This is a genomic window from Nocardia fusca NBRC 14340 (assembly GCF_001618425.1).
Taxonomy (GTDB): domain Bacteria; phylum Actinomycetota; class Actinomycetes; order Mycobacteriales; family Mycobacteriaceae; genus Nocardia; species Nocardia fusca.
Genome location: NZ_BDCU01000049.1, coordinates 25,961 through 50,869 on the forward strand (window position 1 = coordinate 25,961; position 24,909 = coordinate 50,869).

General features: G+C 68.5%; 30 protein-coding genes. 13 read left to right on the forward strand and 17 right to left on the reverse strand.

Annotated elements, in window-relative coordinates:
- Nucleotides 1-5: 5 nt before the first annotated feature.
- The 9 genes from NF4_RS28935 to NF4_RS28975 form a co-directional block, all read right to left on the reverse strand.
- Entirely contained in the window at nt 6-962 is a 957-nt protein-coding gene (locus NF4_RS28935) for an MlaD family protein (RefSeq protein WP_063130552.1), read from the reverse strand.
- Nucleotides 959-2,023, reverse strand: a complete 1,065-nt coding sequence (locus tag NF4_RS28940; protein ID WP_084533581.1) for an MlaD family protein — start codon at nt 2,021-2,023, stop codon at nt 959-961. The genes NF4_RS28935 and NF4_RS28940 overlap by 4 nt, the downstream gene beginning before the upstream one ends.
- Nucleotides 2,020-3,120 carry an MlaD family protein gene (locus tag NF4_RS28945; RefSeq protein WP_063130590.1) on the reverse strand — a complete coding sequence of 367 codons (1,101 nt, stop codon included), beginning with the start codon at nt 3,118-3,120 and terminating at the stop codon, nt 2,020-2,022. The genes NF4_RS28940 and NF4_RS28945 overlap by 4 nt, the downstream gene beginning before the upstream one ends.
- Complete coding sequence (locus NF4_RS28950; RefSeq protein ID WP_063130553.1) at nt 3,120-4,190, reverse strand: MCE family protein; 1,071 nt, start codon at nt 4,188-4,190, stop codon at nt 3,120-3,122. Before NF4_RS28950 ends, NF4_RS28945 begins: the two co-directional genes overlap by 1 nt.
- The gene (locus NF4_RS28955) at nt 4,178-5,182 is read right to left on the reverse strand and encodes an MlaD family protein (RefSeq protein ID WP_063130554.1); all 1,005 of its coding nucleotides are present in this window, start codon (nt 5,180-5,182) and stop codon (nt 4,178-4,180) included. The genes NF4_RS28950 and NF4_RS28955 overlap by 13 nt, the downstream gene beginning before the upstream one ends.
- On the reverse strand, nt 5,179-6,171 hold the full coding sequence (locus tag NF4_RS28960) for an MlaD family protein (protein ID WP_063130555.1): 993 nt from the start codon (nt 6,169-6,171) through the stop codon (nt 5,179-5,181). The genes NF4_RS28955 and NF4_RS28960 overlap by 4 nt, the downstream gene beginning before the upstream one ends.
- Before the next feature lie 6 nt (nt 6,172-6,177).
- Complete coding sequence (locus NF4_RS28965) at nt 6,178-7,044, reverse strand: MlaE family ABC transporter permease (RefSeq protein ID WP_063130556.1); 867 nt, start codon at nt 7,042-7,044, stop codon at nt 6,178-6,180.
- Nucleotides 7,044-7,931: an MlaE family ABC transporter permease gene (locus NF4_RS28970; protein WP_063130591.1), complete on the reverse strand. Its 888-nt coding sequence runs from the start codon at nt 7,929-7,931 to the stop codon at nt 7,044-7,046. Before NF4_RS28970 ends, NF4_RS28965 begins: the two co-directional genes overlap by 1 nt.
- A gap of 273 nt (nt 7,932-8,204) precedes the next feature.
- Nucleotides 8,205-8,600: a nitroreductase/quinone reductase family protein gene (locus NF4_RS28975; RefSeq protein WP_063130557.1), complete on the reverse strand. Its 396-nt coding sequence runs from the start codon at nt 8,598-8,600 to the stop codon at nt 8,205-8,207.
- Between the two features lie 105 nt (nt 8,601-8,705).
- Between NF4_RS28975 and NF4_RS28980 the strand changes: the two genes are divergently transcribed.
- The 3 genes from NF4_RS28980 (at nt 8,706) to NF4_RS28990 (ending at nt 10,995) form a co-directional block, all read left to right on the forward strand.
- Nucleotides 8,706-9,383, forward strand: a complete 678-nt coding sequence (locus NF4_RS28980) for a phosphate signaling complex PhoU family protein (RefSeq protein WP_232330698.1) — start codon at nt 8,706-8,708, stop codon at nt 9,381-9,383.
- A 563-nt stretch (nt 9,384-9,946) separates the two neighbouring features.
- Nucleotides 9,947-10,735: an HNH endonuclease family protein gene (locus tag NF4_RS28985; protein WP_063130559.1), complete on the forward strand. Its 789-nt coding sequence runs from the start codon at nt 9,947-9,949 to the stop codon at nt 10,733-10,735.
- 35 nt (nt 10,736-10,770) lie between these two features.
- Complete coding sequence (locus NF4_RS28990; protein ID WP_198165514.1) at nt 10,771-10,995, forward strand: hypothetical protein; 225 nt, start codon at nt 10,771-10,773, stop codon at nt 10,993-10,995.
- Between the two features lie 51 nt (nt 10,996-11,046).
- Here the strand turns inward: NF4_RS28990 and NF4_RS28995 are convergent, their stop codons facing one another.
- The 5 genes from NF4_RS28995 to NF4_RS29015 form a co-directional block, all read right to left on the reverse strand.
- Entirely contained in the window at nt 11,047-12,255 is a 1,209-nt protein-coding gene (locus tag NF4_RS28995; protein ID WP_063130561.1) for an FAD-dependent oxidoreductase, read from the reverse strand.
- Between the two features lie 228 nt (nt 12,256-12,483).
- A complete protein-coding gene (locus NF4_RS29000; protein ID WP_063130562.1) occupies nt 12,484-13,143 on the reverse strand; it encodes a PadR family transcriptional regulator in 660 nt (219 codons plus the stop codon).
- A gap of 355 nt (nt 13,144-13,498) precedes the next feature.
- Nucleotides 13,499-13,837 (reverse strand): MmcQ/YjbR family DNA-binding protein, encoded by a 339-nt coding sequence (locus tag NF4_RS29005; protein WP_063130563.1) that lies wholly within the window; start codon nt 13,835-13,837, stop codon nt 13,499-13,501.
- A 52-nt stretch (nt 13,838-13,889) separates the two neighbouring features.
- A complete protein-coding gene (locus NF4_RS29010; RefSeq protein WP_063130564.1) occupies nt 13,890-14,465 on the reverse strand; it encodes a nicotinamidase in 576 nt (191 codons plus the stop codon).
- Between the two features lie 27 nt (nt 14,466-14,492).
- Complete coding sequence (locus NF4_RS29015; RefSeq protein WP_063130565.1) at nt 14,493-15,803, reverse strand: nicotinate phosphoribosyltransferase; 1,311 nt, start codon at nt 15,801-15,803, stop codon at nt 14,493-14,495.
- A 180-nt stretch (nt 15,804-15,983) separates the two neighbouring features.
- On the opposite strand from NF4_RS29015, the gene clpS reads away from it, so the two are divergent.
- The 10 genes from clpS to rdgB all read left to right on the forward strand — a co-directional run bounded on the left by clpS (nt 15,984) and on the right by rdgB (nt 23,042).
- Complete coding sequence (gene clpS, locus NF4_RS29020; RefSeq protein WP_063130566.1) at nt 15,984-16,346, forward strand: ATP-dependent Clp protease adapter ClpS; 363 nt, start codon at nt 15,984-15,986, stop codon at nt 16,344-16,346.
- 21 nt (nt 16,347-16,367) lie between these two features.
- Nucleotides 16,368-16,937 carry an oxidative stress transcriptional regulator AosR gene (aosR, locus tag NF4_RS29025; RefSeq protein WP_063130567.1) on the forward strand — a complete coding sequence of 190 codons (570 nt, stop codon included), beginning with the start codon at nt 16,368-16,370 and terminating at the stop codon, nt 16,935-16,937.
- Nucleotides 16,934-17,995 carry a P1 family peptidase gene (locus NF4_RS29030; protein ID WP_063130568.1) on the forward strand — a complete coding sequence of 354 codons (1,062 nt, stop codon included), beginning with the start codon at nt 16,934-16,936 and terminating at the stop codon, nt 17,993-17,995. The genes aosR and NF4_RS29030 overlap by 4 nt, the downstream gene beginning before the upstream one ends.
- Before the next feature lie 113 nt (nt 17,996-18,108).
- Nucleotides 18,109-18,531, forward strand: coding sequence for a M67 family metallopeptidase (locus NF4_RS29035; protein WP_063130569.1), 423 nt, complete (start codon nt 18,109-18,111; stop codon nt 18,529-18,531).
- Between the two features lie 49 nt (nt 18,532-18,580).
- Nucleotides 18,581-18,859, forward strand: coding sequence for a MoaD/ThiS family protein (locus tag NF4_RS29040; protein ID WP_063130570.1), 279 nt, complete (start codon nt 18,581-18,583; stop codon nt 18,857-18,859).
- 4 nt (nt 18,860-18,863) lie between these two features.
- On the forward strand, nt 18,864-19,826 hold the full coding sequence (locus tag NF4_RS29045) for a PLP-dependent cysteine synthase family protein (RefSeq protein ID WP_063130592.1): 963 nt from the start codon (nt 18,864-18,866) through the stop codon (nt 19,824-19,826).
- A 237-nt stretch (nt 19,827-20,063) separates the two neighbouring features.
- A complete protein-coding gene (locus NF4_RS29050) occupies nt 20,064-20,783 on the forward strand; it encodes a rhomboid family intramembrane serine protease (protein ID WP_084533585.1) in 720 nt (239 codons plus the stop codon).
- 69 nt (nt 20,784-20,852) lie between these two features.
- The gene (locus tag NF4_RS29055; RefSeq protein ID WP_063130571.1) at nt 20,853-21,617 is read left to right on the forward strand and encodes a cyclic nucleotide-degrading phosphodiesterase; all 765 of its coding nucleotides are present in this window, start codon (nt 20,853-20,855) and stop codon (nt 21,615-21,617) included.
- 43 nt (nt 21,618-21,660) lie between these two features.
- Entirely contained in the window at nt 21,661-22,434 is a 774-nt protein-coding gene (gene rph / locus NF4_RS29060) for a ribonuclease PH (RefSeq protein WP_063130572.1), read from the forward strand.
- On the forward strand, nt 22,434-23,042 hold the full coding sequence (gene rdgB / locus NF4_RS29065; RefSeq protein ID WP_063130573.1) for an RdgB/HAM1 family non-canonical purine NTP pyrophosphatase: 609 nt from the start codon (nt 22,434-22,436) through the stop codon (nt 23,040-23,042). The genes rph and rdgB overlap by 1 nt, the downstream gene beginning before the upstream one ends.
- A 16-nt stretch (nt 23,043-23,058) precedes the next feature.
- Here rdgB and NF4_RS29070 read toward each other — a convergent pair whose 3' ends face one another.
- From NF4_RS29070 to NF4_RS29080, 3 genes are all read right to left on the reverse strand, one after another.
- A complete protein-coding gene (locus tag NF4_RS29070) occupies nt 23,059-23,358 on the reverse strand; it encodes a DUF3817 domain-containing protein (RefSeq protein ID WP_245665535.1) in 300 nt (99 codons plus the stop codon).
- Between the two features lie 65 nt (nt 23,359-23,423).
- Nucleotides 23,424-23,933: a hypothetical protein gene (locus tag NF4_RS29075; RefSeq protein ID WP_063814745.1), complete on the reverse strand. Its 510-nt coding sequence runs from the start codon at nt 23,931-23,933 to the stop codon at nt 23,424-23,426.
- A 74-nt stretch (nt 23,934-24,007) separates the two neighbouring features.
- Nucleotides 24,008-24,883, reverse strand: a complete 876-nt coding sequence (locus NF4_RS29080; RefSeq protein ID WP_063130574.1) for an oxidoreductase — start codon at nt 24,881-24,883, stop codon at nt 24,008-24,010.
- Between the last annotated feature and the right edge of the window lie 26 nt (nt 24,884-24,909).

Below are 24,909 nucleotides of genomic sequence, written 5' to 3' on the forward strand. Positions count from 1 at the left end.
TCCGGTTATTTGACCCCTACCCGCAGCCGCACCGAATCGTCGGTGGTGCTCTGCAGCGCCTGGCCGATCAGGCTGCCGATATCGAGTTGCGGCACGGCGCCGTTCAGCGCGTCGGTGAGGGGCACCAGCCCGGGTTGCAGAGCGGCCAGTTCGGGGCCGGCCTCGTCGAGGAATTCACGCAGCCGCTGGAGCAGCGATACCAGCCCGTCGTCGCGCAGATACATCTCCGGTGAGCCCTCGGCGCCGGTGAACCGGCCCACCGCTTCGACGAAATCATCGAGTACTTCGGCGAACCGGGTGAATTCGGTGGCCGCGGCCGAGGTGGCCGGGCCCGACCAGTCGCTGTCCGCGGCGGCGGTCTCGAAATTGTCGAGCAGTTCGGCGATACGCGGTTCCCGGGACATGATCGTGGCCGCCAGCAGATCGGCGGCGCGGGTGAGTTCGGGCAGCGCCGCGTCGGTGCCGTGCAGGGCATCGCGCAGGGTCCGCACCAGCGATCCCATGGTCGCCGGGTCGAGCTGGTTCATGGTCCGGGTCACCATCCGCGCGGCCTCCGGAATCGACAGCGGGCTGTGGATGTCCTCCGACTCCAGCCGTTGCCCGTCACGCAGGTACGGGCCCGCCCCGGTCTCGGGCGCGAACTGTACATAGGGTTCCCCGAGCGCCGAGAGGTGTTCGACGGTGACCACGCTGTCGACGGGCAAACGGTGGGAATCATCCACCCGGAATCCGACTTCCACCCCGTCGGCGACGCGGTCCACGGAGGTCACCCGGCCGACCTCGATACCGGTGAGCAGGACCGGCGAACCCACGCCGAGCCCGCCGGAGTCGTCGAGGACCAGTGCGGCGTTCAGGTACTCGGTGAACGGGTCCGCGCGCACCACACCGAAGGTCAGATAGCTCGCGCCGAGCACGGTGATGGCCGCGATACCGCCCAGCGAGGCCAGTGGCCCGATCTTCATCGCACGGCTCCGATCATGCGCAGGGTTTCGATGATCCGGTTCACCTGGTCGTCCGCGGACATATCGCCGGCGCGCACCGAGCGCAGGTTCACCTGGGGCCCGTTCTCCACGAACGGGATGACCTTGTCCCGCAGCAGTGCGACCAGCAGGTTCAGGTTCGAGGGCTGCCGCAGATCGAGCGGTCCGCCGGTCACCAGTGGAACCAGCGCCGCCGCGGCCGCCTCGCCGGACTGCGCGAGCGGCGCCAGCCAGGTCAGCGATCCGCCCACCGGGCCCAGCCCGCCGAAGATCTCGGTCACCCCGGCGATGGATTCGGTGGCGGCGCTCATCTGCCGGACCGACTCCGGGCGCAGGATATTGTCCAGCTCGTCCTGGATTCCGTGCATCACCTCGGCATTCGACGCGACGCCGTACAGCAGCAGGTCCACTTGGTCCAGGTGGGCGGCCAGATCGACCGTATCGGTGGCGAGAACCTGCGCGATCCGTTTCGTCTCCGCCGGATCCTGGGGCAGCACCGAGTTGACGCGGTTCACGATGTCCTGCAACTGCCCCACCGACCCGCTGTTCACGAAGAACGCGATGGCGGCCATGGTGTCCTCGAGCTGCACCGGCGGCCGGGTGTGTTCCCGGGTGATGGTGTCGCCGGGGCGCAGCAGGGTGTCGTATCCGTCGGGCGGGGTGGTCAGCGCGATATGGATATCGCCGAGCACCGTGTTCTGCCGGAGTTCGGCGATGGTGGTGGCCGGTAGCTCGACCGAATCCTCGACTTCGATATCGACGGCCACGTATCCCGGGCCCGTCGCGTCACCGGGTATCACCTCGACCTTGTCCACATTGCCCACCTGGGCGCCGTTTGCGATCACCTTGGCCCGCGCGGGCAGGTTCAGCACATTGGTGAACTCGATCCGCAGCCGGTAGCCGTCCCCCGCGACCGTGGCGCCCGGCACCGGAATATCGGAGGGGTCGAACGCACAGCCCGCTACGCCCAGCGCCGCCACCAGGCCGAACGCGGCCAGTCCGCGCCGCAGGCGGGTGAGGTCCACCGTGATCCGCGCGGTCATCGAGCACCCACCGATCCCAGCACCAGCCGCGTCAGATCCAGCTCGACCATGCCGTCGGCCGCACCGGCGCAGCGGCCGGGCGAGACCGCGTTCACCGCCGCGCACACCTGCTCGGCATTCGCCTGCGGGACGGCCACCCGCGGCGGCGCGTAGGTGAGGCCGGGCGCCCCGCTCGCCGGATCGGTGACCGTCCGGAAGGCCGAGACCAGCACCGGTGTGGTGCGCACGATCTCGCCGAGCGACCCGACATTCGCGCGCAGCAGCTTCACCAGCGGTACCAGGCCGTCGAGCGAAGCCATGAGCGGGTCGGCCAGGATCACGGTGAGATCGTTGAGCACGGGCAGGATTTCGCCCAGCCCGTCGAACAGCGCGATACCGGGAGTGAGCAGTTCGGTGTGCGCCTGGTTCAGGGTCGGGGCCAGCCGGGTCAGCATCAGTTTCAGATCGCCCCAGTGCTCGGCCACCTTGTTGGACACCGACGCGTAGGCGTCGAAGATGCCGGCCAGGTGGGCGATATCGGCGTCCGGTGATTCCAGGACCCGGCCCAGCTGATCGATCAGATGATTGATCTGGGGCCCGGTACCGGCCGAGGCCGTGTCGAGCGCATCCAGCCCACCGGCCAGGGCATTGGGCCGAGTCTCGGTGCCGCCGATCTGATCGGACAGTTCCGCGAGCGCGGTGACGGTCTGGGTCAGGCTCTTCGGCGTGAGCGTTTTGGTCACACACTGCCCGGGATCCCATTCCTGCGTGGTCTTCCCGCTCGACAACACCGCGAGTTCCCGATCGGCGACCACGGTGTTGGACACCGTGGTGGCGCCGGAGTCGGCGTAGAGCGGATGGTCGGCGTCGACTTCGAAATCCACGCGCACCTTCGCACCCTCCGGCGCGATACCGGTCACCGTGCCGACGGCGATACCCCGCATCGAGACCTGGTTGCCCTGGTAGAGGCCGATACTGTCCGGCAGGAGCGCGCAGTACGCGCGGGTCTGCTTCAGCGGTTCGAACGCGATCACATAGGCCGCGGTCACCGCCAGCACCAGTACCACCGCCCCGGCGATCGACATGAGCGCCGGTGATCCGAGCACTTTCCGCACCATCAGCACGCCTTCCCGGGTAGCGGGACACAGACGAGCGCACCGGGAGCCGGCTCCGGAGCGGTCACCGTGGTCCCCGACCGATCGATCCGCACCTCGCCGTCCGGACCGGTCAGCTCGCGCAGCTTCGTGCCCAGGCTCTGCGCCGAAACGATCATGGGCTCCAACTGGTCGCCGTACTCCTGTAACCGGGGCAGGGCGTCGGCCAACTGCCGGACCTTCGGTCGCAGGGTGTCGTCCCAGGCCGGCGCCAGCGCGCTCACCCGCTGCACCACCGAACTCAGCAGCGCCAGCGCCTGCCGCAGTTCGGCGCGTTTGTCCAGCAGGACCGTTTCCATGAGGTTGACGTTGTCCATCAGACGGCCCAGATCCGTTTTCGCGCCGTCGTACATGGTGACGTACTCGTCCGCGGTCGCGATGGCGTTCGACACCTGGGTGCGCTGGCGTTCGATGGCGTCCAGATAACTGCCGACCGTGTCCAGCACGCTGCGCAGCGATTCCGGCGCGGCGTCGATGGAGGTGTCGAGCGCGGCGAGATTGCGGCGCAGGGTATCGCCGTCGGTTTCCCGCAGCGGCGTGGTGGCGTCCTGGAAGGTTTCCATCAGGCTGTAGGGCAGCCGGACCCGGTCGGCGGGAATCGGCTCGTCACCCAGTTCCTCGCTGCCCGCCGGGAACAGCGCCACGTAGTGGCCGCCGACCAGGGTCAGCATCCGGATATCGAGGGAGCTGCGGTCGCCCACGAACACGTCCCGGTCGACGGTGAACCGCATGAGCACGCGGTCCGGCCGCAGCTCCAGCGATGTCACCTCGCCCACCGGAACCCCGGCCAGGCGGATGTCGTCGCCGGGTTTCACCGATTGGGCCTCGCTGAGTTCGGCGGTGTAGGTCCGCTTTCCCAGCGGCACCACGTACAGCGCCCCGACGGCCACCGCCAGCACCGCGACCGCGCACACTCCGATCACGCCCAGCCGCAACTGTTTACGCAGTTTCGTCGGTTCGTCGGTGATCGGCTGGTCGCGATCGAACCAGCGGCCCAGTGCCGCCGTCCACGTCCCGAGGTTCACCCGTTGCATATCGCCACCCGCTGTCCGCCGATCAGCACCCGCACCGGAGCCGGTACCTCGGCCGTGCCTTTACTGCACTCCGGCCGGAACCCCGCCGGGGTGCGGGGGAAAGAAGTGTCCACCGCGGCCAGCAACCCGGGCAGGCGACCGAACACATCGACGGCCTGCTGCGGGTCGGGGAACAGGGCGCGGATCATGGCGTCGATATCGGGACCCATCTCCGGGCTCAGTCCGGCCGCGGCCAGCAGCCGGTCCACCGGTTCGAGCACCGAGGGCGCGCTCATCGCGAAATCGGCCAGCCCGCCGACATTGCGCTGCAGCGCCTGGAAGATATCGGTGAGCCGGGCCAGCAGCGGCACCAGATGGTAGAGGCGGCCGCCCACCCGGTCGGACAGATCCGACATGTTCCGGACCAGGGTGCCGATCACCTGCTGCCGGTCGCCCACATATTCGCTCAGTGTGCCGATGGCGTCCAGGGCGGGCCCGATACCGGCGCCGTCGCCCTCGATCACCGCGAGCAGGCTCTCGGTCAGCTGGTTGAGGGCCTCCGGCGAGAGGGTCGCCAGCACCGGTTGCAGGCCGTTGAACAGGCTGGTCACATCGAACGACGGGATGGTCTGTTCCGGGCCGATGGTCGATCCGTCGTCGAGCCGGGTACCGGCGTTCGGCTGCTGTTGCAGGTCGATATAGCGCTGGCCGGTGAGGTTCTGGTACCGGATGGCCAGGAGGCTGTTGTCGTAGACCGGGGTGTCGGTGGTGACGGTCAGGCGGACCTTCGCCCGGTCGCCCTCCAGCGTGACGGCTTCCACCTTGCCGACCTGCACCCCGAACATCCGGACGTCGTCACCGGTCTTCAGGCCGTTGGCATCGGTGAACAGCGCGTGGTGGGTTTCGGTCGCGCCGTCCACGGGTCGTTCGATGGCCCCGATCACCAGCGCCAGCACCAGGCCCATCACCCCGGCGAACAGGGCAAGCCGCCAGGCGGCGCGGCGTACGGTCATCGCGCACCCCCCAGCACCACATCCAGATCGAGCACCGGCCCGTCCGGACCTTCCTTGAAGGCGAGCCCCAGGCGGGTGAGCAGGGTCCGCAGGTCGGCGGCGGACTGCTGTGGGTCCGGTACGGCCAGCGCCAGCAGGTTCAGGGTGGGCGCGAGCGCATCGGTGTAACCGGACAGCTGCCCGGCGCTGTGCGCGGTGGCGGCCAGGCCCGGCAGGATATCGCCGGTGAGCGCCTGCACACCCGCGTCGTAGTCGGCGCGGTCGGTGCGCAGCACATCGATATCGACGATCTGGTCGAGTACCTCGATGGTGGCGCCGGCGAACCGGCCGCCGCCCTCGAATGCCGGCCCCAGTCGCCCGACCAGCTCGTTCGCCGGCATCGACTGATGGTCGGCGATCACCCGGCCCGCGGTGATCAGCGCCTCGGCCAGCGGGGTGAACGCCTTCACATCGGCGGCGGCCTGCGAGATCACCATGGCCATATCGGGTGTGAACACCGTGTCACCGGTCTGCGAGAGACTGCGCAGCAGCGCGCCCATGGTCGCGTCGTACACATCGGCGGCCCGGCGTCCGGTCAGGTCGACCACCGCGCCGGATTCCAGCGGCGCGCCGCCCGCGCCCGGCCGCAGTTCGATCTCGCTGATACCGAACAGGTTGGCGGGTGCGTAGTCGACCAGCATGCTGTCGTCGATGCCGTGCAGGCGATCGCGGTCCAGGGTCAGCCCGATCTCCTGGGTGCCCCGCCCGGCGGGCGCGATATCGGTGACCGAACCGACCTGGACGCCGTCGATCCGCACCAGCGTGCCGGCCACGACACCGTCCCCGATCTGTTCGGTTCGCAGCGCGATCCGTAATCCGTCGTCCGCGGTCAGCTCCCGGTACCCGTACCCGGCCAGGGCTAGCACCACCACGAGCGCGACCACGACGGCGCCGACCCGCCGCGCACTGCGCGGATCGGCGGCGACCCCGGGCATTCCGTACTTCGGCATCTGTCCCTATCCCGTGAAGCTGATCGCCGAGTCGAATCCCCACAGCAGGAGGGTCAACACCATATCGATGGCGATGATGGCGACGAAACTGGCGCGCACGGCCCGGCCCGAGGCGATACCGACACCTTCGGGGCCGCCGGTGGCGAAGAAGCCGTAATAGCTGTGCACACAGATCACCACGGTGCCGAAGACGGCGACCTTCACCGTCGCCGCGACGATGTCGAATCCGGCGATGAACTGGAAGAAGTAGTGGTCGTAGACCCCGGCGGACTGGCCGTGCACCAGAGTGATCAGGCCGCGGCAGGCGAAATACGAACCGATCAGCGCGATCAGGAAGGTCGGCACGATGGCGATGGCCCCGGCGATGACCCGGGTGGTCACCACGAACGGTACCGACCGCAGACCGAGCGCCTCGATGGCGTCGATCTCCTCGGAGATCCGCATGGAACCGATCTCCGCGGTGATCCGGCAGCCGGCCTGCGCGGCGAATCCCACCGCGGCGGCGATGGGGGCCAGTTCGCGCGTGGTCGCGAATGCCGAGACGATACCGGTCACCGGGCCCATTCCCAGCATGTCCAGGGTGGCGAAGGATTCCACGCCGATCGACGCGCCGATCACCAGACCCAGCACGATCATCATGGGCACGGTCCCGCCGCCGACGATCACCGACCCGCGGCCCCAGGTCATATTGGTGATGACACGCAGGGTTTCACCCCGATAGCGCTTCAACGCCAGCGGGATCGACGACAGCACCTGCCAGCAGAACACCATCACGAAGCCGAGGGAATCGACCGCGCCGAGGATCCGGCTGCCGCGCCGGAAGTACCGCACCAGGAAGCCGAGCCCTTTCGGGGCGTAGGAGGTCGCGGCCATCACGCCAGCCTGGTCGGGAGGAACATGGCGGTCACCTGGGTCATGGCCAGATTCACGATGACGATCGACACGACCGACAGCACCACCGCGGCGTTCACCGCGTCGGCGACACCGCGCGGCCCACCCTTGGCCTCCAGACCGCGCTGGCAGGCGATGATCACCACCAGGAATCCGAAGATGAGTGCTTTGAGCAGCGAGACCCAGACGTCGGCGGCGGTGGTGAAGGAGCCGAAGGTCGCCCAGTAGGAACCGGGTGTCACGCCCTGCCCGCCGATCGCGACCAGGTAGCCGGCGATGACGCCGACGAAGATCACCAGAATATTGAGCAGCGGCGCGACCAGCAGCATCGCCACCATCCTGGGTATCACCAACCGGTGCACCGGGCTGACACCCATGGTGTGCAGGGCGTCGATCTCCTCGCGGATCGTCCGGGCGCCGAGGTCGGCCGCGATGGCCGCGGCACCCGCGCCGCCGAGCAGGAAGCCGGTGGCCATGGGGGCGCCCTGTTTGATGACTCCGAGGCCGCCGGTGGCGCCGAGCAGTGAATCGGCACCGAGGTTGTGGATGAGATTGCCGACCTGCACCGAGACGATCACCCCGAACGGGATCGCCATCAGGATCGCCGGGAAGGCGGTGACCGTGACCAGCCGCCACGCCTGGATCAGCATCTCCTGCCACTGGAACCGGCCGCGCGCCACATCCGACGCCGCGCCGGTAACCGATTCCCCGGCCATGCCGACCGCGCGGCCGAAGGTGCGCAGCGAGGACACAATGGTGCCCGAGAAATTCTGCTGGACGATTTCTCGCGCGGAGGGTTTTCGCGAGAGTTCGGCGGAATCGGATCGGGCCACGGAATCGATCGCCGCGGTATGACGCTCGGAGTTCATGGCCGAGATCCAGGTACCGCTCTCGCGGGACGGATTGTTGCGAAATTCATGCGTGTGATCTCTCCGGTCCGGCATCGATGCCAACGGAGAGGAAGCTAATCGTTACGCAAGGTGACGGACAAATCCGCGACGGTGTGACAGTGAACACGACAAAGCGGCCGTACGCATCAATTTTTGGAGACGATGCGATTCGTCACGGGGATATTCACAAGTAATTAGAACACGTTTCACCGAATGATCCCGTGCGGTGCGCACAAATATTCGCGGATATTCTCAGCCGTCCAAATCGACGCGAATCGTCAGCAGATCGGTACCCATGACCCGCACCGCGGCACTGTTGCCACGCGGTAGCGAAGACAACCTGCGCACCGGGTCGTCGTCGGGCAGCAGGTACGCGGTGCCGGGCAGCCATTCGCCGCGCAACCGCACCCGGACCCGGCTGTCCGCGCGGATATTGCGCACATAGTCCGAGCGGTCCCCGAACTCGGAGACGAACCAGAACTCGTTACCGACCCGCCGGCCGCCGACCGGCACCACCCGGGGTGCCCCGCTCACCCGGCCCGTGGTCTCCAGCAACTGCTGCGCCGACCGCTTCCGGTTGAGCGGATTGGCCACATGCCGCTGGAAACCGGTGACAATGCGATGTTTCATACGCCGCATATCGGTCATGTGGCGACGGTAACACCGGCACCCCCGACGCGCCCGCGAAACAACCGGCCGAACGAATCGACGGTTCATTCGACCGGAGCGCGCGCCATGGGCGACAATTCCCCCGTGCGAACTCAGTTCACCAACGAGCTCGTCGCGTTGACCGCGGATCTGACACAGATGTGCCGTATCACCCATGAAGCGGCCGAACGTGTGACCGATGCCGTCGTCGGGGCCGACCTCGCCGCGACCTACGAGGTTTTCGCCCTCGACGAACGACTCCAGACGATGTACGGCGCCTGCGAAGCGCGCACCGTCGTGCTCCTGGCGCTACAGGCACCGGTCGCCCGCGATCTACGCCATGTGGTGACCGCGATCCAGATCGCCGGTGAACTGTCCCGGATCGGCCGGCTGTTCAGCCGGGTGGCCGATCAGGTGTACCGAACCCATCCGGACCCGATTGCCCCGCCGCCGGTCCTCGACGTCCTGGCGCAGATGGCCGTCCTCACCGCGGAATGCACCGCCCGGGCCCAGCGCGCCGTCACCCGCGGCCGGCACACCCCCGCCGACGACACCGGTGTGGACGCCATGCAGACGCTGAACCAGAAACTGCACAACGCGCTGTCCACGACCGGGAACGCCACCACCGAAACCACGATCACGCTGGCCCTCGTCGGTCACAAACTGGCCCGGACCCTGGACCACACCGAGCGCATCGAGCGGTTGATCCATTTCCTGGACACCGGTGTCCCACCGACCGCCCAGATCCTCCCCGACGACGAGGACGCCGACCTCGCGGAATGACACCGCGATCCACCGCCACGACCCGGTTCGCTCCCAATCATGGGAATTCCCTATGCTTTTCACCTGACAGCGGATCGGGGCACACCCGGAGCCGGAATACCGGCCGACTGTCGGAAACATACAGCTTCATATCGAGAACCGGCCGGATCTTCTCCGGCCCCCAGAACGTCACGGCGAGCGTACCGGTGCGGAAAGACCTCGGGTCTCCCCCTCATCAAGCCCCGCGGTGCGTCGTGATCGCCGGTCCGGACAACCGGCCCGCGACTCGCACCGGATTCAGCGTCCTCGCTCGTGACACGCCCACCCCCGAGTCGGCGCCGGCACGGCGACTCGGGGGTGGTGCCCTTCCGGACGGAAAAGGAATACCCCGCTTTCTCATCGGGTACTCCCGCCCAGGTATGCCGAATCTCACACCGGACAGTAGCTTTCGGTTAGCTGACCGGCCGGTAGCTTGACGCTCGGCACATCCCGGTACCTCGGCAAGGAATCTCGTTGAAGCGCACAGCAAATGAACACGAAGCGGGCCGCGCGCCCCTCCCCCATCGATTCGCGGAGGTCCGGCGATGAACTCGCTGCTTTCTGCCCTGCCCGCCCCGGCCCGCCGGTTCGCCGCCCTCGTCGTCCCCGTGCTGATCGCGATAGCCCTGGTCGCGGGCTTTCTCCTACAGGGCTGTAGTCCCACCCCGACCGATCCCGCCGCCGGCGCCGCGAAATCGGTCGCCGGTACCGCCGCCGAAATACGGTCCGCGCTCGACAAGCTGCCGGTGAAAGCCGAGGTGGGGATGGCCGGGTACAGCCGGGAGAAGTTCCCGCACTGGGACAACAACGAACCCGAACACGGCTTCGGCCCGGAATTCGCCCAGTACCTCAAATGCACCACCCGCGAGGTGATGATGCTGCGCGATGCCACCGGCGAGGTGAGCCTCGATCCGAAGACCTGCGATCTGAAGATCGGCACAGGCGGCGGCTGGCAGGACGCCTACGGCGTCATGGACAGCAAGACCGGGAAGCTGAAGCCGTACAAGTTCATCGTCGAGGCCAAGAGTGTCGACGCCGAGCACATCGTGCCGCTCGCCGAGGCCTGGCGGTCGGGAGCCAAGGATCTCGACACCGACACCCGGCGCCGGATCGCCAACGACGCGCTGAACCTCATCGCCTCCGATCCGTCGGCCAACCGTTCCAAGGGCGACCAGGACGCGGCGCACTATCTGCCGCCGGGGAGTTTCCGGTGTGGCTATGTCTCGCATTACGTGCAGGTCAAGCTAAAGTACGGCCTGAGCGTTGACCCAGAGGAACAGACCGCACTGCGCACCGCGGTGGACGACTGCGTCGAACGGGGTGAGTTCAAATAGCCGAAGTCATCGAGTTACCCGCCTCGGCATCGGTGATGACCCGCGAAGAGGGCACCATCTCCGGCGAGCTCGACATCACCGTCGATCCCGGAGGTTTCGGTCTCGTCCGCTACCGGGAGACCGAGGACTGGTACACGATCGGCAATCTGGACGACGACGAGCCGCGCACCTGGAAATCGGTCGCGGAACTCGAGGAAGCAATAGTGAAGGGCATCGGGGCCCGCGACGCCGCGGGAAATACGATCCCCTTCGAATGCTGACGACCGACCGGACGGCCCGGCGGCGAGTCACCTCGCCACCGGGCCGTTCGGCTACCCGGCCGAGGCCGGGGTGCGGCGCACCGGCTCGTCCCAGGTGATCCGATAGCGCTGTTCGGTGGCGACCGTCTTCTCCGGTTTCATCACCGTGCGCGCCAGGACGGGCATCAGCCACTGCATCATCCGGCGGGCCACCGGTCCGGGCGTCTTACTGTGATTGATCTTCGCCGCGCGCGCGGCCACACCTTCCACCCGGGCGCGGCGCAGCGTCTCGTAGGCCGCAAAGGCCTCGGCCGGTTCGGGAATGTCCCGCAGGCACCTAGCCAGTTCGATCGCGCTCTCGATCGCCAGCGACGCACCCTGCCCGGAACTGTTCGACGGTGCGTGCACCGCGTCGCCCACCAGCACCATTCGCCCCCGGTACCAGTGTGGAACCGGCGGCATGATGTGTAACGCGCCCACGGTTTCCAGCTGGTCGGCGGTGGTGGCCCGGGCCAGTTGCCCGCCCGGTGTGTCGTCGCCGTAGGTTTCGCGCAGCACCTCCAGCCAGTGTTCGGCGGGGATCCGGCGCGCGTCGGTGAGTGAGAGATATTCCTTGCTGGGCAGATTCGCTCCCCAGCCGATCCGGCCGGGACCGGCGCTCCAGTACAGGTAGTAGGCCCGGGAACCGTAGGCGAAAACGATGGTGTCGGGTTCGATATCGACCGCGCAGTCCACGGTCGCGCCGAAACCGAGCATCCCGGTGTATTCGGGGCCCGGCGCCGCCGGATCGATCAGCCCCCGCACGGTGGAGCGGATACCGTCCGCACCGATGAGCACGTCGGCGGTGGCGGTGCTGCCGTCGGTGAACCGGGCGAGCACGCCGTCGGCGGTCTGCTCCGCCGATTCGAGCCGCTTGCCGAATTCGACCGGCACCCCGGCGGCCACCGCCCGCTCGTGCAGGGTGCGGTGCAGTTCGCCACGATCGACCAGTTGCAGCGGCGGCTGATCCCCCAGCACGGGCATGGACAGCAGCTTTCCGCCGACCGACAGCGCCATCCGCGGGACCGGTACCGCGATATCGCGGACCGCGTCCCCGGCGCCGATCACATCCAGGGCGGCGACACCGTTCGGTGCCAGGGCCAGCCCGCTGCCGATCGTGTACGCGGGGCTCGGATACGCCTCGTAGACGCGGGCATCGATACCCGCTTTGTGCAGTGCGGTGGCCACCACGGGCCCCGCGATTCCGCCGCCGATCACCAGGGCGGTCGCTGTTGCGGACATGGGAGTACTCCTCGGGAGTTCGAATCGACGCCGCCGACCCGCGGCGGCACGGTCCGCAACCCTCGTGGTTCGGACCGTTTCCTTGCCGAACCACCCCGGCGTCCACCCACCCGGTTATCCTGTGTTCTGCCAAACTCGTGGCCGGGTGTGCGTCCGCGCGGGCACGGTCCGAGACGGTGATCCGAGCTCGATGGTGGTGTTGCCGCACCTCCATCGAGCTCGGTTGGTTCACTGATCCGTCGTGCTATCAGCCCCCTCCACGTACGCGCGAGCGCGGGCGCTGTCCACGCCCGGCCCGTTCCGGTGCCAGGCCCGCCATTCCGCCAGATCGGGGAAGGTTCCCTCGACCAGCTCGGCGCGCAACGCCCTGGTCCACTCCGCCTCGGCCTCGAGCACGGTGAGCCCGTACTCGGATTCGATCAGGAAGAGCCGGGGCAATGTACCGGCGAGCTCGGCGAACTCCGCGCGCACCTGCGCGATCTGCTCGTCCAGTGCGGCCAGCCGGCGGCCCAGCAGCTCGGCCACGTCCTCCGGCGGCAGCACCGCCAGAATCGACAGGCCCGCGACGAACCTGCCCCGCTCGGGTTCCGGTTCCGCGATCAGCTCCCGGGTCCAGTCGACGAGTTCGCGCCGTCCGGCCGCGGTGATCCGATAGATCACCCGCTCCGGCCGCGCCCCCTCGCGCTCACTGCCCACCACCTCGAGGAAACCGGCCTTCGCCAGGTTCTGCACAACCGTGTACAGCGACCCCCATTTGATATCGATGTCCCGGTCTTTGCCGTACTCACGCAGCCGGGCCGCGATCTGATACCGGTGCATGGCCTCGTCCTGCATCACCGCGAGCACCGCGAGGGCCAGCAGATTGCCGACCTTGCGCTTCTTCGCCATACACCCTCCTTACTCGCCTACGAATATACGTGAGCGAGTACATGGGCGACAAGAGCCGGGTTCCGCAGCATGCGACCCAACCATCGAAGCCCGACGTAACCCATGCGTCGAGTTTTGCGAGACACCTCAAAGGGTTGAGGCCCGTCTCGCCGTTTCGGCCTCGAAAGCGCATGAGCGAAGCTCGAGTCTCGAGGCCGAAACGGCGAGACCCAGGGGGCCTCAACCCCGCGACGCCGCAGGCGGCGCCAAAAAACACAGCACCTTCACGCGTAGGCCCACATCGCTCTACCTTCCCGAGCAAGCCCACACCGAACATCGCGATATCGAAGGCAGCGCGCACCGGACACTTCCGGCCCTATGAAACCCCCGCCGCGAGGCTCTCCGGCGCCGCCAGCCGCCACGAATCCAGGATTATGTCCCGCATTTCGGCCAGGTCGTCCAGCGCCGCGAGCCGTACCCGGACCCACGGGTTGTTGGCCTCGTGCCCGGCGATCCAGAACTTGTCCGGTTCGGCCTGCACCAGTTCGTCCCGGTCGACGACCGGGCAGCGCACCGCCATCGAGGTCTCGTCCTCGGGCAGGGTGAGGAACAACCGGCGCTCCACCTTGAAGATCGGCATGCCCCAGGCGAACTCTTCGGTCGTGGCCGGGAGGGCCAGGGCATAGGAGCGGACATCGTCCCCGGTGGCGGTCATGACGGAGATTGTGCCCGGACCCGGTGACAAGTGCACCCGCCGTGGGCCGCGCTCAGGCGCCGGCCACGACCACGGCACCGGAGAGTTCGACCCCGGCCGCGTTCAGTTCGTCCAGAGCCTTCTCGACGGTCGCCGGTGCGACGCCGGCGGTGAGACCGAGCAGGATCCGTGTGGTGAAACCGGCGGCGACGGCATCCAGCGCGGTCGCCCGGACACAGTGGTCGGTGGCGATACCCGCGACATCGACCGCGCCGATATCGCGGGCGCGTAACCACTCGGTGAGAGTTTCCCCGGCCGTCGACGCGCCCTCGAATCCCGAGTAGGCGGCCGAATACTCGCCCTTGGAGAAGACCTCCTGCACCGCGGCGGTATCGAATCGCGGATGGAAATCGGCCCCCGGGGTGCCGACCCGGCAGTGCGGCGGCCAGCTGTCCACATAGTCGGGTGTCTCGGAGAAATGGGAGCCCGGGTCGATGTGGTAATCGCGGGTGGCCACCACCGCGGCGTACCGGTTCTCGGACAGATATTCGCTGATCAACTCCGCGACGCGGGCGCCACCCGATACGGCAAGCGAACCGCCCTCGCAGAAATCGTTCTGCACATCCACCACGATCAGCGCGCGTTTCATGATTCCAGTCTCCTCGCGTACGCCCGGTCAGGCCAGGAATGTAGTCGCCACCGCCGGGTCACCGCCGGACAGTTTGAGTCCCTCCCACGGCAGACTCACCAAGCCTCGGGCGACCAGATCCCGGGATTCGGCGAGGCCGGGCAGGTCCAGCACCGCACCACCGCGCATCAGCGGGACCGACAGATCGCGCACCTCGTAGCCGGCGGGCGCCGGCCGGTCGGCGGTCGCGGGGTACACGATCTCCTCCACTATGGTCCCGGTGCCGCGCGCCAGGCGCACCGCGCGTTTGGCTCCGCCGCGGGATTCCTTGTGACTGGACCGTTTGGCCACCGGCAGCCCCTCGACCTCGACCAGCTTGTAGACCATTCCGGCGGTCGGCGCCCCGGAACCGGTGACCAGCTGGGTGCCGACCCCGTAGGCGTCCACCGGTTCGGCCCGCAGCGCCGCGATGGCGTACTCGTCCAGATCCCCGGACACGACGATCCGGGTTTTCACCGCGCCCAATTCGTCCAGTTGCCGGCGTACCTGCCGGGCCAGAACACCGAGGTCACCGGAGTCGATCCGCACCGCGCCGAGTTCCGGCCCCGCGACCTCGACCGCGAGCGCGACGCCGCGGGTGATGTCGAAGGTGTCGACCAGCAGGGTGGTGCCGGTGCCGTGCGCCGCCACCTGACTGCGGAACGCCTCGATCTCGTGCTCGCCGTCGGCGCCGCTGTGTACCAGGGTGAACGCGTGCGCACTGGTACCCGCGCCGGGCACGCCGTAGCGGCGGACCGCCTCCAGATTGGAGGTCGCGTGGAAACCGGCCAGGTAGGCCGCCCGCGCACTGGCAGGTGCGGCCTGCTCATGGGTGCGCCGCGAACCCATCTCGATCATCCGGCGCCCGTCGGCGGCACTCACCATCCGGGCGGCCGCGGCGGCGATCGCGCTGTCGTGGTTGAACACCGACAGCACCAGTGTCTCGAGCAGCACGCATTCGGCGAAGGTTCCGGTCACCGAGAGGATCGGCGAACCCGGGAAGTACAGCTCGCCTTCCGGATAGCCGTCGATATCGCCGGTGAACCGATAATCGCGCAACCAGGCGACCGTATCCGCGTCCAGGAACCGGGCGACGATCTCCAGCTCCGCCGCGCCGAACCGGAAATGGGCCAGCGCATCGAGGAAACGGCCGGTACCGGCCACAACGCCGTATCTGCGACCGTGCGGCAAACGCCGGGCGAACACCTCGAAGGTGCACCGCCGCGCCGCGGAACCGTCGGCGAGCGCGGCGGCCAGCATGGTGAGCTCGTATTGGTCGGTCAGCAGAGCGGTGCTGCCGGCCGCGTCGCGCAGGTCCACGGCTGTCACTGTAAACAGCCCATCCGAGCCGGGGCGAAGCCCGCCGGGGGCAGCGCCGGGAGCCGCACCGCCGCGGTGGCGTGTCGCGGGTCGTACGCGGCAGCCCGGCAGGCCTGGGCGAGCGGCATCGTTGCTGCTCCGGGTGTTGTGAATTACTCCGCGCGTCGTACCCTTGAATTCATGGCCTTGTGCAACACCGCACCCCGCTCATCGACGACAGAGGTCCTCCTCGGCGCCCCCGGCGTCACGTTGTCGGCGGCCCAGGCGACACCGGAGGCCGTGGAGTACACCGAGATCCTCGAGGCGGAGGATCGGCCGTGGGTCACCGTGGTCTGGGACGATCCGGTCAACCTCATGCACTACGTCGCCTACATCTTCCAGAAGCTGTTCGGCTACAGCAAAGCCAAGGCGACCGAGCTGATGCTCAAGGTGCACAACGAGGGCAAAGCGGTCGTATCGTCGGGATCGCGGGACAAAATGGAACAGGATGTCCGCCGCCTGCACGCGGCGGGCCTGTGGGCGACCATGCAACGAGACGACTGATCGGACGGTTACCGTAGCGACGTGCGTAAATGGAGCCGGAAGAACTCATTGAGCGGTCTCAAACTGCGGTCGGAGATGGACGCGCGCGAAGCCAGCGTGCTGCGCTCGCTGGTCGGAGCCGTTTCGGGTCTGCTGGGTGAACGCGCCTCCTCGGCCCCGGAGGACGAGCTCGCCGCTCTCACCGGTCTGCGCAGCGGCAATACCGCGCCGCCCGACGACCCGCGGCTGGCCCGGCTGCTGCCCGAATTCCATCGGGCCGAACCGGGCTCCCCCGACGCCGAACGAGCCGATCTGAACAGCGCGCTGCGCGGCCTGCACGAGCCGGAGATCATCGACGCGAAACTGGCCGCCGCCGGGGTGGTGCTGCGCACTCTCCCCGAGGACGGCGGCAAGATCGTGATCACTCCGGAAGAGGCCGATTCCTGGCTCACCGCACTCACCGATGTCCGGCTGGCTCTCGGCGTGGTGCTGGAGATCGACGCCGACACGCCCGAGCAGTTCCCGCCCGACGATCCGCGTGCTCCCCATTTGGACGTCTATCACTGGCTGACCTGGATGCAGGACTCCCTACTGCAGGCGATGGCCCCGTGACCGCCGCGCCCGGACCGCGTAACGCGCTCACCGATGTGGCGGGCCTGCTCGTCGGCCACCATGAGGTGCTCGATCCGGACGCGACCCACGGCTCCGGCGCGGCCACCGGCTGCACCGTGGTCCGCGCGCCGGGCGGCGCGGTCGCCGCGGTGGATGTCCGCGGCGGCGGCCCCGGCACCCGGGAAACCGATCTGCTCGATCCCGCGAACACGGTCCGGCAGGTCCACGCGATCCTGCTCACCGGCGGCAGCGCCTACGGCCTGGCCGCCGCGGACGGGGTCATGCGCTGGCTGGAGGAACACGGTGAAGGGCTGCCCATGTCGCCCGAGGACCCCACCCGCGTGGTCCCGATCGTGCCCGGCGCCGTGATCTTCGACCTTGCGGTCGGCGACTGGAACACCCGCCCCACCGCCGAATTCGGTTATTACGCAGCCGACACCGCCGGACCCGATTTCGTCCGCGGTTGTGCCGGCGCCGGGGTCGGCGCCCAGGCCGGCGCGCTCAAGGGCGGTATCGGCAGCGCCAGTATCCGGTTCGACGACGGCATCGCCGCCGGGCTCACCGTGGGTGCGCTGGTCGTCGCCAACCCGGTCGGGTCTGTTTTCGATCCCCGCACCGGGATCCCGTGGGGCGCGGGTACCGACGGACCCGAATTCTTCGGCCTGCGACCGGGCACCGCCGAGGAGCTCGCGGTCGCCAACGCGCTGGCGGTGAAGGGCACCGTCCTCAACACCACGATCGGGGTGGTCGCCACCGACGCACCGCTGGATCCGGCCGGATGCCGCCGCCTGGCCACGGTAGCCCACGACGGTCTGGCCCGGGCGGTCCGGCCGGCCCACTCCCCGCTCGACGGAGACACCTTCTTCGCGCTGGCCACCGGCACCGCGACACCGCCGGAAGGGCCTGCGCTGCCCGCCGCGTTCCCGGCCGACCTGGCGGTGATCGACGCCTTGAGCACCGCGGCGGCCGTCTGCGTCGAACGCGCGGTAGTCGACGCGATCCGCACCGCCCACTCCGTGGCCGGCATCCCGGCGTACCACGACCTTTTCCCCGGCTGACCCCCGTTCCCCACGGGGGCCGTGCACGGTGCCGGGAATACCCGAATATCCTCGGCAGTTGTCGGCTGTGACCGGCCGGCGATGGCCGTGACAAGAGGCGGAAGGGTTCGATTGTGCTCGTGATCAGGGCCGACCTGGTGGACGCGATGGTCGCGCACGCGCGCGCCGACCATCCCGACGAGGCCTGCGGCATCATCGCGGGACCCGAGGGGTCCGACCGGCCCGAGCGTTTCGTCGCGATGATGAACGCGGAGCGGTCGCCCACCTTCTACCGTTTCGATTCCGGCGAACAGCTGAAGGTCTGGCGGGCCATGGACGACGCCGACGAGGAGCCGGTGGTGATCTACCACTCGCATACCGCGACCGAGGCCTACCCGAGCCGTACCGATATCTCCTACGCCTCCGAGCCCGGCGCCCACTACGTGCTGATCTCCACCCGTGACGCCACGAGCCACGAGTTGCGCAGTTACCGGATCGTCGACGGCGCGGTCACCGAGGAGCCGGTTCGGATCGTCGACGCGTACGAAACCGTCTGACCGCCACAGTTTTCGACCCACACACCGAGTACAAGCGAGGAGCAGCACCATGCCGGTCACCGTGTCCATCCCGACCATCATGCGTACCCACACCGGAGGCGAGAAGCGCGTCGCGGCCGAGGGGTCCACGCTCGCCGCGGTGATCGAGAACCTCGAGGCCAACCATCCGGGCCTGGCCGAGCGGCTGCTCAACGAGGGCAAGCTGAACCGGTACGTCAATATCTATGTCGACGACGAGGACGTGCGGTTCTCCGGCGGCCTGGAGACCGCCGTGGGCGAGGGATCGACCGTGACGATCCTGCCGGCCGTCGCGGGTGGGGCCCGATAATTCCGTGGCACGCTACGAGTCACTGATCGCGACCCTCGGGAACACCCCGCTGGTCGGTCTGCGCACTCTGTCCCCGCAGTGGGAGGGCGAGCAGCCGGTACGGCTGTGGGCCAAACTCGAGGACCGCAATCCCACCGGGTCCATCAAGGACCGCCCCGCGCTGCGCATGATCGAGCAGGCCGAGGCCGACGGCCGGCTGACCCCGGGCTGCACCATTCTGGAGCCCACCAGCGGCAACACCGGGATCTCGCTGGCCATGGCGGCGAAACTCAAGGGATACCGCCTGGTGTGTGTGATGCCGGAGAACACCTCGGTGGAGCGCCGGCAACTGCTCACCATGTTCGGTGCCGAGATCATCGACTCACCGGCGGCGGGCGGTTCGAACCAGGCGGTGGCCCGGGCCAAGGAGATCGCCGCCGCCAACCCGGACTGGGTGATGCTGTACCAGTACGGCAACCCGGCCAACGCGCTCGCCCACTACGAGACCACCGGCCCGGAAATTCTCGCCGATCTGCCCGAAATCACCCATTTCGTCGCCGGGCTGGGCACCACCGGCACCCTGATGGGGACCGGGCGGTTCCTGCGCGAGAAGGTCCCGAACATCGAGATCGTCGCGGCCGAACCCCGCTACGGCGAACTGGTCTACGGTCTGCGCAACATCGACGAGGGCTTCATTCCCGAACTGTACGACGAGTCGGTACTCACCAGCCGGTTCTCCGTGGGGCCCTACGATGCCGTGCGCCGCACCCGCGAACTGGTCCTCGAGGAGGGGATCTTCGCCGGTATCTCCACCGGCGCCATCCTGCACGCCGCACTCGGGGTCGCCCGGAAGGCAGTCGCAGCCGGCCGCCGCGCCGATATCGCCTTCGTCGTGGCCGACGGCGGCTGGAAGTACCTGTCCACCGGCGCCTACGACGGCACCCTCGAAGAAGCCGAGGAACGCCTCGACGGCCAGCTCTGGGCTTGAGTTCCGCCTGGTCACGGCACCGTTCAGCCGCCTGGACGCCGCTTGCGGATACGCTGTGTACATCCGCTCGCCCGAGTATCCGCTCCGGACGGCATACCTCCACGGTCGGGGCCCGCCCCCGATTCTGGACCGACGGAGCGAAGGAGCGCAGCGACTGAGCGGAGGAGGGAAGAATCGGGGTCACAGGGCCCCGACCCCGCGCCGCCGGAGGCGGCGCCATAAACACAGGAGATCGTCATGACCGGTGGTGGTCCGCTCGGCGCTTCGTTCGACCCCGACCGTATCGCCGCATTCCGGCCCGCGCCGGGCGGTGGACCGGTTCCCGGCGGCCCGGGTTCCGGCGGGTTCGCCGCCACCCGTCGCGCCTGGTCGCGGGCCGGGGTCTTGACCGTCGCGTTCCTGATGGTGCTGTACCTGATCGAGTTCGTCGACGCGGTGATCGACTCCTCCATCGATCGGACGCTGGGCATCGAGCCCCGCGAGGTCGACGGCCTGGACGGCATCGCCTTCGCGCCCCTGCTGCACCACGGCTGGGACCATCTGCTCGGCAATTCCCTGCCCGTGCTGATCCTCGGTTTCCTCACCTTGGCCACCGGCATCCGCCGGGGGCTGGCCGCCACCGCGATCGTCTGGCTCGTCGCCGGCGCGGGCACCTGGCTGACCGGCGGCGAGGGCACCGTGCACGTCGGCGCGTCCTCGCTGGTCTTCGGCTGGCTCACCTATCTCATCTGCCGCGGCTGGTTCGCCCGGCAGATCGGGCAGATCGTACTGGGGCTGGTGGTCCTGATCCTCTACGGTTCGCTGCTGTGGGGCGTGCTCCCCGGTCAAGACGGAATCTCCTGGCAGGGACACCTTTTCGGCGCTATGGGTGGACTGTTCGCCGGGTGGGTACTCTCCAGTGATGAACGTCGACACCGCCGTCAACTCCACACCGGGCCACTCGCCTCGCCCCGGTGACCGTGGGTGCGGCCAGTATTTTCGGGGGATGCGGTCTTGAATCGGGAAACCTCGTGGCAGCATGGTGACATGCGCCTCACCGTCCTCGGGTGCTCGGGCAGTGTGTCCGGCCCGGATTCCCCCGCGTCGGGTTATCTGCTCACCGGTCCGGATATGTCGCCGGTGGTCATCGATTTCGGACCGGGCATCCTGGGTGCGCTCCAGCGATTCGCCGATCCGGGCGAGGTGTCGATCTTCCTCACCCATCTGCATGCCGATCACTGCCTCGACCTTCCCGGGCTGCTGGTGTGGCGGCGCTACCACCCGACGCCCCCCACCGGGCGGGCGATCGTCCGCGGGCCCTCGGACGCCCCGCTCCGGATCGGTAACGCCTCGGCCGAGATCGGCGGGGAATGCGACGACTGGTCCGATGTGATCGATTTCCGCCCCTGGGACGAGGGCGAGACGGTGGAGTTCGGTCCCGGGCACACGATCACCGCGCGGCGGATGTTCCACCCGCCGGAGTCCTACGGTCTGCGGATCGTCACCACCGCCGGCCGCACCTTCGTCTACACCGGCGATACCGCGGTCTGTCCGGCCGTCCAGGAACTCGCCCAGGGCGCCGACGTCCTCCTGGCGGAGGCGTCGTGGACCCACGATCCCGCCAATCGCCCGACGGGCATCCACCTTTCGGGCACCGAAGCCGGCCGTATCGCCGCCGAGGCCGGAGTCGGGGAACTCCTGCTCACCCATATTCCGCCGTGGACCTCCCGCGAGGACGTCATCGCCGAGGCCAAGGCCGAGTTCACCGGGCCCGTGCACGCGGTGACCCCGGGCGAGTCCTTCGACCTGTAGACCCAGGCATGTCCCGGCACGGGTACCCCACTACGCTGAGCCCGTGTCGAGACGAGCCGATGGCAGGGCGGACGACGAACTCCGCGAGGTACGGATAACTCGAGGCTTCACCACGCACCCCGCGGGTTCGGTGCTGGTGGAGTTCGGACAGACCCGGGTGATGTGCACGGCCAGCGTCACCGAGGGGGTGCCGCCGTGGCGACGCGACTCGGGTCTCGGCTGGCTCACCGCCGAATACGCGATGCTGCCGGCCGCCACCCACACCCGCAGCGGCCGGGAGTCGGTCAAGGGCAAGATCGGCGGGCGCACCCAGGAGATCAGCCGGCTGGTCGGCCGCTCCCTGCGGGCCTGTATCGACCTCGCCGCCATCGGTGAGAACACCATCGCCGTCGACTGTGATGTGTTGCAGGCCGACGGCGGCACCCGGACCGCCGCGATCACCGGCGCCTATGTGGCGCTCGCGGACGCGATCACCTATCTGGGCGCGGCCGGGGCGCTGGCGGATCCGCAACCCATCTCCTGCGCCATCGCCGCGGTGAGTGTCGGCGTGGTGGACGGACGGGTCCGGCTCGACCTCCCCTACGAGGAGGATTCGCGGGCCGAGGTCGATATGAACGTGGTCGCCACCGATACCGGCACCCTGGTGGAGATCCAGGGCACCGGTGAGGGCGCGACCTTCCCGCGGTCGACTCTCGACAAACTGCTCGATTCGGCGCTGGCCGGATGCGAACAACTGTTCGCCGTCCAGAAGGAAGCGCTGGCCCTGCCCTATCCCGGCGTGCTGCCGGAGGCCACCGAAACCTCGAAGAAGAAGTGATGACGCGTCGGGTTCTGCTCGCCAGCCGCAACGCCAAGAAACTGACCGAACTGCGCCGCATCCTCGACGAGGCCGGAGTCGCGGGTCTGGAGATCGTGGGCCTCGACGATGTACCGGAGTATCCGGAAGCTCCGGAGACGGGCGCGACCTTCGAGGAGAACGCACTGGCCAAGGCGCGCGACGGCGCCCGCGCCACGCGGTTGCCCTGTATCGCCGACGATTCCGGTATCGCGGTGGACGCGCTCAACGGGATGCCCGGGGTGCTGTCGGCGCGGTGGTCGGGCCGACACGGTGACGATGCCGCGAACAACGCGCTGTTGCTGGCGCAGTTGTCCGATACACCCGACGAACGCCGCGGCGCCAGTTTCGTCTCCGCGTGCGCGCTGGTGATCCCGGCGGGCGCGGAAATCGTGGTGCGCGGCGAATGGCCGGGCACCATCGCGCGGGAGCCGCAGGGCGACGGTGGGTTCGGTTACGACCCGCTGTTCCACCCCGACGGCGGGGAACTCAGCGCCGCACAGCTCACCCCGGCGCAGAAGGACGGGGCGTCCCATCGGGGCCGTGCGCTGGCTCAACTGCTGCCGGCGCTCGCCGCGCTGGCGGGCTGAGTCCGGCGCCGGGGGGTCAGACCCCGAAGTCCCGCTTGACCTGCTGGGTGTTGCGGTGCTCGACGAAGAACGACAGCAGCGGGATGGTGCCCGCGAGCAGTGTGCCGACGGTGCGTTTGATCGGCCAGCGCACCTTCACCGCCAGGTCCGCGGTGAGGATCAGGTAGATGAAGTACGCCCAGCCGTGTACCACCGCGATCCAGCTGGGTGTATCCACACCGAAGCCGTATTTGGCGATCATCTCGGCGGTGAGGAACAGCAGCCACAGACCGGTGACCCAGGCCAGGACGCGGTAGCGCAGTAGCGCGCCCGCGATCCGCCGGTCGCCGGTCGGTGCGGCGGCGCCGGCCTCGGGTGCGGTGGTGGCGTTTTCGCTCGCGGTCAACCCGCGCTCCTCTCGGTATCGCGGGCCGGGCCCGCCGTGCTGCCCGCGGCGCCGTCGGCGGCGTTCAAACGGGCCAGGTAGCTGTTGTATTCGGCGAGCACCGGATCGTCGTCGCGGGCGGCTCGTGGGCGTTCGGGCAGGAAACCGGCCGGGATCTCCCGCGGACCGGCCGCCGGGGCACCGCGCCGGCCGGCGAACAATCCGGTACGGGTGTGCGAGGGGCCGGACCCGGTATCCGGCGTGTCCGCGCCCGGTTCGGTGCTCACGCCGGACGGTTCGGTACCGGTGGTCTCCGTTTCCAACCGCACGAACCGGAAGTAGGCGAACAGCGCGAACCCGGCGAACAGCGGCCACTGCAGCGCGTACCCGAGATTCTGCGCGGTGCCGCTCGCCGAGGAGAACCGCTCCCACTGCCACCAGCCCAGGGCCAGCGCGGCCAGTGCCAGCACGACCACCAGCAGGACCAGGGCCGGGCGGTGCACGGTGCGGCGAGGTGTTGCGGACACGGCTACCACGGTACCCGTCTACTACACGGACCGTAGTGTGAGGTGGGTATCGCGGCAGCCGGTATCGCCGCCGGTCAGAACTTGTAGACGACCCCGGTCAGGCGCTCGGACTCCGCCCACAGCCGCTGCCACAGGTCGGTGTTCTTGGACAGCCGGGTGGACGGGGACGCCTCCACCGGGCCCTGGGACTGGAACAACCGGGTCGGACCCCAATACGTATCGGGATCGGCGTCGGGTGTGGTGGCCGCGAACAGCGTCGAATGCGCCGCCTTCGCCGGCGCGTGCCCCACCAGCCGGATCACCGGTTTGCTGACCCAGTCCAGCGGGGTCTCGGTGCGGGTGAACAGCTCGGTGGCCGATACCCCCGGGTGCACCCCGTAGGAACGTTTCGCCGAGCCGGACGCCGCCAGCCGGCGCTGGAGTTCGCGCGCGAACATCAGGTTCGACAGTTTGGCCTGGGCGTAGGCCAGGTTGCGCTGGTAGCGGCGGTTCTCGTAGTTCAGGTCGTCGACCCAGAACTTGGGGGTCTGCTTATGGGCGATACTGGCCAGGGTCACCACCCGGTCGCGCATCCGGTCCAGCAGCAGCCCGGTCAGCGCGAAATGGCCGAGATGGTTCACGCCGAACTGGGTTTCGAAGCCGTCCACGGTCCGCGAGAACGGCACGTTCATCAGGCCGGCATTGTTGACGAGCACATCGAATTCCTCGGTCTGCTCGGCGAATTCCCGGACCGAGGACAGGTCGGCCAGGTCGAGCCGGCGGATCCGGAGATCGCCACCGATGGCATCGGCGACCTCCTGTGCCTTCTCGATGTTGCGGCAGGCCATCACGACGGTGGCCCCTTTGCCGGCGAGTACTTTTGTGGTCTCGGCTCCGAGTCCGCCGTTGGCGCCGGTAACGACGAATATGCGTCCGCGCTGGTCGGCTATCTGATCAGGTTTCCACGCCATGGTCCGACCTTACTTCTGAGTAAGAT